The following is an 11,729-nucleotide window of genomic DNA, read 5'->3' as shown; positions in this document are numbered from 1 at the left end:
ATTATTCCAAATCAAGTGGTTCTTTTATTTCCATCAAAATATTTTTTAAGTCTTGTTGCATTTCTTCTTTAAACTTATCTACATCTAATTTTGCATCTTTTATTCCCATTAAAATACTTTTTAAATCTTGCTCCAATTCCTCTTTAAATTTATTTGCAGCTAATTTGGTGTTGTAATTGTCTTCAGAGTATTTAGATATTGTTGTTTCAATATTTTGAGAATAATCTTTGAAAGAATCTTTAATTAAGGTAGTTTCAGTATTCAGTTCATCTTTAATTTTAATGTATTCTTGTAATAATACTTTAAAGCCTAATTCAGTTTTTGCGCTTGATTGTTCTTGAAACAGTTTTACTTTCTTGCTTAATTCTTCAAATTTCTCAAATATTTGTTGTGAAATTTCATTAAGTATAGTTTGTTGATTATTTATATTTTCAATATTTTTAATTTCTTGCTCCTTTTTAGTTTCTGCAATTTTATTTAAAATTATGTTTTGTAATTCTTTTATTTCATTTTCTCTTTGAATTTTATTCATTTTCTCATTATTAGAATAAACATAAAAGAAGTAACAAATGATGATACTTTCAATTATGAAAAATGTTGCTATTATTATTTCTGAATTTTTCATATTTTATTTTTGATTATTTTGTTCAATTCTTTTACTAAGTTAGTAGCATAGTTACAAATTTCCACACAAGTGAAACAAATTTTCGTTTATAAACCCAAAATTAGAAAGATTGATAAATATTGTTTACCTTTTAGGTTCTCAAATATATAAATTTCTGCCGAAAATACTGATAAAAAATCATCAATTTTAAATCTCCACCCAAAACTAACTCCTTTTGTTTCAGTAATTTTACGGGAAACCGTAAACGCAGTTATTTTAACACAAACACCTTAGCCCTGATGGAAGGGAAAATCCTTTATTGATAAAACGCAGAGCAAGTTTTATCAATAAAGATTGGAATGACAGCAGGAATCAGCTCCTCGAAAAAAATGTGAAATCTGCAATCCAAAATGTGAAATCTTTTCACTGAATAATGTGAAATATTTCACTAAATTTGCACCCTAAATAAAGGACTAAGAAAATGTTAGATAGACTTCAAATAGTAAAACAACGTTTCGATGAGATTTCGGATTTGATTATTCAGCCGGATGTTATTATGGATCAGAAGCGTTATGTGCAATTGAATCAAGAGTACAAAAGTTTAAAAGCTTTGGCTGAAAAACGCGATGAATATGTTGTTTTGATGGCAAACATCGACGAAGCAAACGAAATAATTGCCGATAACAGTGATGCGGATATGACCGAAATGGCCAAAATGCAACTGGACGAAGCTAAGGAAAGATTGCCGGAACTGGAGGATGAAATCAAGTTTATGTTGATTCCTAAAGATCCCGAAGATGCCAAAAATGTTATGGTGGAGATTCGTGCCGGAACGGGTGGGGATGAAGCGAGTATTTTTGCCGGGGATTTGTTCCGTATGTACACGAAATATTGTGAGAACAGAGGTTGGAGAACTTCGGTAGTGGATATGAATGAGGGAACTTCGGGTGGTTTCAAAGAGGTGATTTTTGAAGTTACCGGTGAGGATGTTTACGGAACCTTGAAGTTTGAAGCGGGTGTTCACCGTGTGCAACGCGTACCGCAAACGGAAACACAAGGACGTGTTCACACATCAGCGGCGACTGTTATGGTATTGCCGGAAGCAGAGGAATTTGATGTGCAAATTGATATGAATGATGTGCGTGTGGATTTCTTCTGTTCGTCAGGACCTGGTGGACAATCGGTAAATACAACTAAATCAGCGGTTCGTTTGACACACATTCCAACTGGATTGGTGGCGCAATGTCAGGATCAGAAATCACAACACAAGAATAAAGATAAAGCTTTTGGCGTTTTGCGTTCCCGTTTGTACGAACAGGAATTAGCCAAAAAACAAGCGGAAGATGCTACAACGCGTACGTCTCAGGTAAGTTCTGGTGACCGTTCTGCAAAAATCCGTACCTATAATTATGCACAAGGTCGTGTAACGGATCACCGTGTAGGTTTGACGTTGTACGATTTGGGAAATATCATGAATGGTGATATTCAGAAAATTGTAGAGGAGTTGGCGTTAGTCAACAACATGGAAAAACTGAAAGAAGCCAGCGAGGTTTTTTAAATAGGTTTTGGGCGCCGGGTTTTAGGTCTTAGTAGGTTATAGGTTTTTGTAAAACTAAAATATATGAGAAACTTTAGGGATTTAGAAGTTTGGCAAAGTTCTGTTTTACTTGTTAAAAAAATTTATATTATTACTGGTTCGTTTCCCAAAGAAGAAAAATTTGGACTGGTTTCTCAAATCAATAGATGTGCAGTTTCAATTCCTTCGAACATAGCGGAAGGTTGTTCCAGAACTTCTCAAAAGGATTTTTCTAGATTTTTACAGATAAGTTTAGGTTCGGCCTTTGAATTAGAGACTCAAATTGAAATAGCTAAAGAGATAGGTTTTGTGGATGTGTTTTTACACTTAGAAATTATTTCCGAGCTTAACATAATTCAAAAAAGAATTCAATCCTTAAAAAAGTATGTTGATTCCAAGGTTTAAAACCAACACCCAACATCTAAGAACCCACCACCTAAAAAATGACTACACAACAACTTATTGACCAAATTCAACAAAAAAAATCATTCCTAGCAGTAGGACTCGATGTCGATTTGACTAAAATTCCACAGCATCTATTAGAATTGGAAGATCCCATTTTCGAATTCAATAAAGCGATAATCGATGCAACGCATGATTTGGCTGTGGCTTATAAACCTAATATTGCTTTTTATGAAGCGTATGGTTTGAAAGGATGGACGTCTCTACAAAAAACAATTAATTACATCAACTCAACGTATCCGGATATTTTTACTATTGCCGATGCCAAACGCGGTGATATTGGTAATACGTCTGCTATGTATGCCAAAGCTTTTTTTGAAGATTTGAATTTTGACAGTATTACCGTTGCTCCTTATATGGGAAAAGATTCAGTGGAGCCTTTTCTGGCTTTCAAAAGTAAACATACGATTATGTTGGCTTTGACTTCTAACGAAGGTGCTTTTGATTTTCAGACTTTAAACGTAAACGGAAAAGAATTGTACAAACAAGTTTTGGAAATATCTAAAAACTGGAAAAACAGCGAAAACCTGATGTATGTTGTAGGTGCAACAAAAGCTGAATATTTCACTGAAATTCGCAAAATTGTTCCTGACAGTTTCTTGCTTGTTCCCGGAGTAGGAGCACAAGGCGGAAGTCTGGCTGAAGTTTGTAAATACGGAATGAATGCGAATGTTGGATTACTAATCAATTCTTCCAGAGCGATTATTTATGCTTCAAACGGAACTAATTTTGCCGATAAAGGAAGAACCGAAGCGTTGAAAATGCAACAGGAAATGGAGCAAATTATGAGTTTGAAGTTTAACGTTTAACGTTTTTGGGTTTTTATAAAATATTTTGAATTCAATCATTCTTCATTTTAAACCATTAAGAAATTAAGTTTTATTACCCTTGCGCTAAGATTTGAATCAAAAATTTTAGCGCTAAACTTTTTAAGCCTTAATTTTTCTAAATTTCTTAATGGTTTAAAAATATAATTTTTGATTAGATTTACTAAACATTAAACATTAAACTTGAGACAAAAAACTTTAATCGATCAAATCGGAATAACACATTCTTTTGAAACTTCGCCAAAACGCATTATATCATTGGTTCCCTCACAAACGGAATTGCTGTATGATTTAGGTTTGGAAGACCGAATTATAGGAATTACAAAATTCTGCGTGCATCCGTATCATTTTAAGTCGACCAAGAAAATAGTTGGTGGCACCAAAAAAGTGCATTACGAAAAAATCAGATTGTTGCAACCGGATATTGTCATTTGTAACAAAGAGGAAAATACCGCTGAAATTGTGGAAGAGTTGCGTAAAATTTGTCCGGTTTGGGTGACCAATATCATCACGATTGAAGATAATTTTCAGATGATTGCCGACTTTGGTCAACTTTTCAATTGCAGAACCGAAGCCCAGAAATGGAACGATAAATTGGCTTTTGCCCTGAGCGATTTTAAAAACTTTATAAAAGATAAGCCGCAACAAAAAGTAGTATATTTCATTTGGAAAAATCCTTTTATGGTTGCCGGTTCTAATAATTTTATCAATGAATTACTGAAACTAAACCATTTTCAAAACATATATGCAGGCAATGCCGAGACTTCTGGACGTTACCCGGAAATTGAACTCAAAAAAATGCGTTTAGAAGGGGATCCGGATTTGGTTTTTCTTTCATCAGAGCCGTATCCTTTCAAAGAGGAAGATGCTTTCGAAATAGGAAGACACACACACCACGCAAAAACGGTATTTGTAGATGGTGAAATGTTTTCCTGGTATGGAAGCAGGCTGTTAAAAGCGTTTGACTATTTTAAAAAAATGCATCAAAAATTATAATTCGCATTCTTCTAAAATCAATTTTTCTGTTGTCACGATCGATTTAACAGAAGAATTTTCGATATGGAAATTTAGTTCTGAGAACTTTTGGTACTCTTTTTTAAGCTTTTCTATTTCACTTTTCTCTTGCAATAATCCTTTCATGGGTGATGATTTTATGCAAATTTACATTTTACGATCTTAAAAGAAGCATTATTATTTGTTAAGATTGGGATTTAAAATTAATGTGCTATTTTTACAAAAAAAAGACGTGATCAATTATACCATTTACGAAAATAAAAACAGCGACCAATGGGTAACTTTTGTTCACGGTGCTGGTGGAAGTTCGTCTATATGGTTCAAACAAATACGGGATTTTAAGAAACAGCATAGTGTTTTATTATTGGATTTACGCGGTCACGGGGAATCAAAACCTACGCTGAAAACAGCTTTCAAACAAAAATATACTTTTTCGGCTTTGGCCAATGATATTCTGGAAGTCTTAAACCATCTCAAAATTGAAAAATCACATTTTGTCGGAATTTCATTGGGAACCATACTCATCAGACAATTGGCTGAAATGTATCCGGAACGCGTGCAAAGCATGATCCTTGGCGGTGCGATATTGAAAATGAATTTCCGTTCTCAAGTATTGATGCGATTGGGTAATTTGTTTAAATATGTACTGCCTTATTTGGTTTTATATCAGTTTTTTGCCTTTGTCATCATGCCAAAAAAAAGTCACAAACAGTCTCGGGTGCTTTTTATCAACGAGGCCAAGAAATTATACCAAAAAGAATTTATCAAATGGTTTAAACTCACCGCCGAAATAAATCCGGTACTCAAATGGTTCCGTCAGGTCGAGTTAAATATTCCTACGCTTTATGTGATGGGCGAAGAGGATTATATGTTTTTACCATCAGTTAAAAAAGTGGTAGAAAATCATTACAAATCGTCTACGTTGTTTGTAATACAAAACTGTGGACATGTAGTCAATGTGGAACAGCCTAATGTTTTTAACGATGCTGTTCTTTCTTTTATAAACACTGCTAAATAAAAATTGCCTGCATTTTTATGCAGGCAATTCTTTAACTAACCAAAACCAAAATAATAAATAACCAGTTTATTACTCTGCAAAGATCACACTTACAGAGGCGTTTTGCTGTTAAGATTTTGTTATTACTTTGTTGTACATACGTTAAGTTTTTTTTTACTTTGTTTCAATGCATACTTTTTGTTCACTCGGTAGCAAGTTACACGATGGACTGTCTCAGGTTTTAATTTTGAGTTATCTTTTTGTTTAAGACCTGGATTTTAAAGGGTAATAAGTCTATAGAAATACTATCGTTTTATTGTCATATACTATTGTTTTTCTCTCGGCATGCAGTTTTATGGCTCTTGCCAAAACCGTACGTTCCAGATCACGTCCTTTCATGATGAAATTTTCAATAGAATGACTGTGTGTAACTCGGGTAATATCCTGCTCGATAATTGGACCTTCATCCAATTCCTCAGTCACATAATGACTGGTAGCGCCTATGATTTTAACACCTCTCATAAAAGCTGAGTGATAGGGTTTTGCCCCGGGAAACGCAGGGAGAAAGGAATGATGAATGTTGATGATTTGATTCGGGTATTGCGCAATCAATTTAGGGGTGATAATCTGCATGTAGCGAGCCAAAACAATAAAGTCAATAGTATACTGCTTCAGTAAATCCAGTTGTTTTTGCTCGCCTTCGGCTTTTGTATCTTTGGTAAAAGGTACATAATGAAACGGAATATTAAAACGGTCTGCTACTGGTTTCAAATCCTCATGGTTGCTTATTATCAAAGGAATTTCTAGTGGCAATTCACCAGCGCTGTGGCGTCCTAAAATATCATACAAACAATGGTCGTATTTTGAAACAAATAATGCCATTTTTGGTTTTTCATCTTGGGTGTACATTGCCCAGGACATATTAAACGGTGAAGCCAACGTTGCTTGAAAATCATTTTTAATAGCTTCAATATTCCAATTTTTGGTATTGAATTCACATTCTAAACGCATGAAAAACACATTCTCATTAGCATCAACGTGTTGGTCTAGGTAGATTATATTGCCATCAATGAAGGCAATATAATTTGTAACGGAGGCAATAATTGCTTTTTGATCTTTGCAATGGATTAGGATTGTAATTTTTTGCATTAGCATTTTGTTTTTAGCTTTGTTTTTTAGTAATGATTAGTGTTTTTCAAAACTAAATGTATCTGTGTTTATAAAAAAGTTAGATTGGGTTGTTTTATGTTTAAAAAAATAGCCCAATTTTAATCTATTTGTTGTCCTGCATGGCATAAACTTTATTATTTATTAATAACCAACAGTAACAACGGATAATTTTTAAAATAAAATTGTAAATTGCAGTCTTAAATTATCATATTCATAAAATGGAACAACAAAAACCATATATCCCTAACAATAAAGTAAGAATTGTTACCGCAGCTGCGCTTTTTGACGGTCACGATGCTGCAATCAATATTATGCGTAGAATCATTCAGTCTACAGGCGTTGAGGTAATCCATTTGGGTCACGATCGTAGTGTGGAAGAAGTGGTCAATACCGCGATTCAGGAAGATGCGAATGCTATTGCGATAACTTCGTATCAAGGCGGACACAACGAATATTTCAAATACATGTATGACTTGCTTCAGGAAAAAGGAGCTGGGCAAATCAAGATATTTGGTGGGGGAGGAGGAGTAATCCTGCCTTCTGAAATTGCCGAATTGCAAGCGTACGGAATCACCCGTATTTATGCGCCGGATGACGGTCGCGCGATGGGATTGCAGGGAATGATTAATGATTTAGTACAACAATCTGATTATCCCGTTGGAGATAAACTGACGGATGAAATAAAACATTTGGAAGAAAAAAATCCAAAAGCAATTGCCAGAATTATTTCATCAGCAGAGAATTTCCCAGACATAGCGGCCAAAACTCTGGAAGTTATCCAAAAAAAGAATCAGGGTTGTAAAACTCCGGTTCTTGGAATCACAGGAACAGGTGGAGCAGGAAAATCTTCTTTGGTGGATGAATTAGTGCGTCGTTTTCTAATCGATTTCCCGGAAAAAACTATCGGATTAATATCCGTCGATCCATCAAAAAGAAAAACCGGCGGTGCCTTGTTAGGTGATAGAATCCGAATGAACGCTATTAATAACCCTCGAGTTTACATGCGTTCTTTGGCCACACGCCAATCGAATTTGGCTTTGTCTAAATATGTTGCCGATGCAATCCAAGTGATTAAAGCAGCAAATTATGATATCATAATCCTGGAAACCTCAGGTATAGGACAATCTGATACGGAGATTATGGACCATTCTGACGTTTCTTTATATGTAATGACGCCTGAATTTGGTGCTGCAACTCAACTAGAAAAAATCGACATGCTTGATTTTGCTGACTTGGTAGCGATAAACAAATTTGACAAACGCGGTTCTCTGGATGCATTGAGAGACGTGAAAAAACAATACCAACGCAACCATAATTTATGGGATGCGAATTTAGATACGCTTCCGGTTTTTGGGACTATTGCTTCGCAGTTCAACGATCCGGGAATGAATACGCTGTACAAAGCGATAATGGATAAAGTCCATGAAAAAACGAATTCTGATTTGAAATCAACATTCCAAATCACTCGTGAAATGAGCGAGAAGATTTTCGTTATTCCGCCACACAGAACCCGTTATTTGTCTGAAATTGCCGAGAGCAACCGGAAGTATGATGTTACGGCCGTTAGCCAAGAACAAGTGGCTCAGAAATTGTACGGGATTTTTAAAACGATTGAATCGGTTACTAGAAAAATCCCTGAATTGAATAAAACAGGAATTAATGACGATTCGGTTTTGCCAAGTGCTTTAGAATCTGAAAAACCGGGTGCTGCTGAGGACAAAATATTTTTAAATCTTTTACTAAATCAATTTGATAAAATAAAAATGGATTTGGATCCATACAACTGGGAAATCATTTTGACTTGGGACGAGAAAGTAAACAAGTACAAGAATCCGGTGTATACGTTCAAAGTTCGGGATAGAGAAATCAAAATGGCCACGCACACGGAGTCCCTTTCACATTCTCAAATTCCGAAAATTGCATTGCCAAAGTACAAAGCTTGGGGTGATATTTTACGTTGGTGTTTGCAGGAAAACGTTCCTGGAGAATTTCCCTTTACCGCAGGTTTATATCCTTTTAAACGTGAAGGAGAAGATCCATCTCGTATGTTTGCCGGAGAAGGCGGACCGGAAAGAACGAACAAACGTTTTCATTATGTAAGTGCGGGATTACCGGCAAAACGATTATCAACGGCTTTTGACAGTGTGACTTTATACGGAAACGATCCACATGTACGCCCTGATATTTATGGAAAAATAGGTAATGCCGGAGTTTCTATTTGTTGTTTGGATGATGCTAAGAAATTATATTCTGGTTTTGATTTGGTTCATGCAATGACTTCGGTGAGTATGACTATTAATGGACCGGCACCTATGTTATTAGGGTTTTTCATGAATGCAGCGATTGACCAACAATGTGAGTTTTACATCAAAGAAAATGGCCTTGAAAAAGAAGTTGAGGTAAAAATCAACAAAATATATGCAGCAAAAGGAGTTGAAAGACCGCATTATCAAGGGGATTTGCCCCAAGGGAATAACGGTTTAGGGTTGCTGCTTTTGGGTGTAACCGGAGATCAGGTTTTACCTTTGGAAGTGTATAACGAAATAAAAGCAAGAACGTTATCTCAAGTTCGTGGAACCGTTCAGGCCGATATTCTTAAAGAAGATCAAGCGCAAAATACCTGTATTTTCTCTACTGAATTTGCGTTGCGATTAATGGGTGACGTACAGGAATATTTTATTACTAAGAATGTAAGGAACTTTTATTCGGTTTCTATTTCAGGGTATCATATTGCCGAAGCGGGAGCAAATCCAATTACACAATTGGCTTTCACGCTCTCTAATGGGTTCACGTATGTAGAATATTATTTGAGTCGTGGTATGAATATCAATGATTTTGGACCCAACTTATCGTTTTTCTTTTCGAATGGTGTAGATCCTGAATATGCCGTTATCGGTCGTGTGGCACGTAAAATTTGGGCGAAAGCCATGAAAAATAAATATGGCGCTAACGAGCGTGCGCAAATGTTGAAATACCACATTCAGACTTCGGGACGTTCTTTGCACGCACAGGAAATTGATTTCAATGATATTCGTACTACTTTGCAAGCGTTGTATGCCATTTATGACAACTGTAATTCCTTGCATACCAATGCGTATGATGAAGCAATTACAACACCTACAGAAGAATCTGTGCGTCGTGCGATGGCAATTCAGTTGATTATCAATAAAGAATTAGGACTGGCCAAAAACGAAAATCCAATTCAAGGTGCTTTCATTATTGAAGAGCTAACGGATTTAGTCGAAGCGGCAGTTTTATTAGAATTTGACCGAATTACAGAACGTGGTGGCGTGCTTGGAGCTATGGAAACCATGTACCAAAGAAGTAAAATTCAAGAAGAAAGTTTGTATTATGAGACTTTGAAACATACAGGTGAATTTCCTATCATTGGTGTGAATACGTTTTTGAGTTCCAAAGGTTCTCCAACAGTAATCCCCGCCGAAGTAATTCGCGCCACAGAGGAAGAAAAACAATACCAAATTGATATGTTGAACCATTTGCATCAATCCAATCAGGATGTAGTGAAGGATCATTTAAATACGCTTCAGGAAGCAGCCATTAAAAACAAAAATTTATTCGAGCATTTAATGGAAGCGACCAAGGTTTGTTCCTTGGGACAAATAACAGCTGCTTTATTTGAAGTAGGTGGACAATACAGAAGAAATATGTAAGCAGAGAACCACTTTTTGCATCGCAAAAAGTGTGTGAATCGCTTATCCCGCTTTTGGGCGGGCGTGATCTAATTTTTTTTTTAAAAGACCTTACAGTAATGAGAGGTCTTTTTTTGTTCATGTAATTATTGCGACTTTATTACATTTATTCTAAAGTAGCTGTTGGGTGTAATCCAATGCGTTTAATTTTTTAACCACATAGAAACATAGATTTTAAAATTATGTAAGTCGTTTCACTTTTTTGGAGAAAATCATAGCTATATGAAGCCAAAAATTGGGCTGTCCAACTCTTTTTTTCTATGTTTCTATGTGGTTCATTTTTTTAGTTAAGATTAATTGAAATTTTCATTAATTACACCCAACGAGTTAAAGTACTATATTTACATTTTACCTTAAAACCGAATAGTATGAAAAAACTTCAAATTGTATTCTTATTTTTTCTTCTTGGTCATACTGTAGTTTCTTATGCAGCAAAAGCCGATACATTGCAAATTCCTAGTATGGCAATGAATAAAACGTATAAAGCTGCGGTAGTATTACCAAGTTCGTATGCAAAAAGCAAGATTAATTATCCCGTGCTTTATCTGCTGCATGGCGCTTATGGTCATTTTAATGATTGGTTGTCTAAAACTCCGGATAAGAATTTATTGCACAATTTAGCAGATCAGTATAATATCATAATCGTAATGCCGGAAGGAGAAACATTCAGTTTTTATCTGGATAGTCCTGTGAATAAGGGAAGTCAGTTTGAAACGTATATTACAAAAGAAGTAATTCAGAAAGTAGACAACACTTATCGGACAATAAACAACAGAAAAGGACGTGTAATTACGGGACTTTCTATGGGAGGTCACGGAGCATTGTATCTTTCGACAAGACATCCAGAACTATTTTGTGCAGCAGGAAGTATGAGCGGCGCTGTTGATATGGGAAGCATGATTAATCCGGAATCTAAGGAAAGAGTTACTAAATTAATGGAACCTGTTTTTGGGATTGAAGGAGCGCCACAGGAAGTATATGCCTCCAGTGCAGTTTTGAATATGGTGGATAAAATAAAAAGTAACAAACTGGAATTGATTATAGATTGCGGTGTAGATGATTTTTTGATTGAATCCAATAGAGAATTACACCGAAGGCTTGTTTATAATAAAGTTGCTCACGATTATACGGAACGGCCAGGAGCGCATACGTGGGAATATTGGGAAAATGCGTTACCTTTTCATGTGTTGTTTTTTAGCAAAATTTTAAACAATAATGGCGTGGCTGTTGTGGAGAAATAATAACCGAATAGTAATAAAATTTTAAAAAAGCCTTTCGTCTGAGAGGCTTTTTTAGTTCCTTTTAAGCCCAGGATTATTAGGTATAATTTAAGTTTTTTTTCCATAATTGAAAAGCACTTTTTTTTGAG

10 protein-coding genes are annotated in these 11,729 nt (G+C 35.4%); 7 read left to right on the top strand and 3 right to left on the bottom strand.

What is annotated here, in order from left to right; all coding sequences use genetic code 11:
• Position 1 precedes the first annotated feature (1 nt).
• Positions 2-625 carry a hypothetical protein gene (locus EKM01_RS08120; RefSeq protein ID WP_126767750.1) on the bottom strand — a complete coding sequence of 208 codons (624 nt, stop codon included), beginning with the start codon at positions 623-625 and terminating at the stop codon, positions 2-4.
• Between the two features lie 460 nt (positions 626-1,085).
• Between EKM01_RS08120 and prfA the strand changes: the two genes are divergently transcribed.
• The 4 genes from prfA (at position 1,086) to EKM01_RS08100 (ending at position 4,465) form a co-directional block, all read left to right on the top strand.
• Positions 1,086-2,162, top strand: a complete 1,077-nt coding sequence (gene prfA / locus EKM01_RS08115; protein ID WP_126767747.1) for a peptide chain release factor 1 — start codon at positions 1,086-1,088, stop codon at positions 2,160-2,162.
• 63 nt (positions 2,163-2,225) lie between these two features.
• Positions 2,226-2,585, top strand: coding sequence for a four helix bundle protein (locus EKM01_RS08110; RefSeq protein WP_126460991.1), 360 nt, complete (start codon positions 2,226-2,228; stop codon positions 2,583-2,585).
• A 38-nt stretch (positions 2,586-2,623) separates the two neighbouring features.
• A complete protein-coding gene (gene pyrF, locus EKM01_RS08105) occupies positions 2,624-3,451 on the top strand; it encodes an orotidine-5'-phosphate decarboxylase (RefSeq protein ID WP_126767745.1) in 828 nt (275 codons plus the stop codon).
• A 201-nt stretch (positions 3,452-3,652) separates the two neighbouring features.
• Positions 3,653-4,465 carry an ABC transporter substrate-binding protein gene (locus EKM01_RS08100; RefSeq protein WP_199736841.1) on the top strand — a complete coding sequence of 271 codons (813 nt, stop codon included), beginning with the start codon at positions 3,653-3,655 and terminating at the stop codon, positions 4,463-4,465.
• Here the strand turns inward: EKM01_RS08100 and EKM01_RS14665 are convergent.
• Complete coding sequence (locus EKM01_RS14665) at positions 4,460-4,609, bottom strand: hypothetical protein (protein ID WP_197037202.1); 150 nt, start codon at positions 4,607-4,609, stop codon at positions 4,460-4,462. The genes EKM01_RS08100 and EKM01_RS14665 overlap by 6 nt on opposite strands.
• A gap of 106 nt (positions 4,610-4,715) precedes the next feature.
• Here EKM01_RS14665 and EKM01_RS08095 point away from each other — a divergent pair, with 106 nt between their 5' ends.
• Positions 4,716-5,501, top strand: a complete 786-nt coding sequence (locus tag EKM01_RS08095) for an alpha/beta fold hydrolase (protein WP_126461574.1) — start codon at positions 4,716-4,718, stop codon at positions 5,499-5,501.
• A gap of 273 nt (positions 5,502-5,774) precedes the next feature.
• Here EKM01_RS08095 and purU read toward each other — a convergent pair whose 3' ends face one another.
• Positions 5,775-6,629 (bottom strand): formyltetrahydrofolate deformylase, encoded by an 855-nt coding sequence (gene purU, locus EKM01_RS08090; RefSeq protein ID WP_126460985.1) that lies wholly within the window; start codon positions 6,627-6,629, stop codon positions 5,775-5,777.
• Positions 6,630-6,868: 239 nt separating this feature from the next.
• Here purU and EKM01_RS08085 point away from each other — a divergent pair, with 239 nt between their 5' ends.
• Both EKM01_RS08085 and EKM01_RS08080 read left to right on the top strand, forming a co-directional pair.
• The gene (locus EKM01_RS08085; protein ID WP_126555612.1) at positions 6,869-10,321 is read left to right on the top strand and encodes a methylmalonyl-CoA mutase family protein; all 3,453 of its coding nucleotides are present in this window, start codon (positions 6,869-6,871) and stop codon (positions 10,319-10,321) included.
• Positions 10,322-10,728: 407 nt separating this feature from the next.
• Positions 10,729-11,601: an alpha/beta hydrolase family protein gene (locus tag EKM01_RS08080; protein WP_126555615.1), complete on the top strand. Its 873-nt coding sequence runs from the start codon at positions 10,729-10,731 to the stop codon at positions 11,599-11,601.
• Positions 11,602-11,729 lie beyond the last annotated feature (128 nt).

The sequence above is a fragment of the Flavobacterium sp. RSP46 genome (genome assembly GCF_003984825.1).
Lineage (GTDB): Bacteria > Bacteroidota > Bacteroidia > Flavobacteriales > Flavobacteriaceae > Flavobacterium.
The sequence above is the reverse complement of the archived record's forward strand: the minus strand, read 5'-3'. Positions and strand labels throughout refer to the sequence as shown.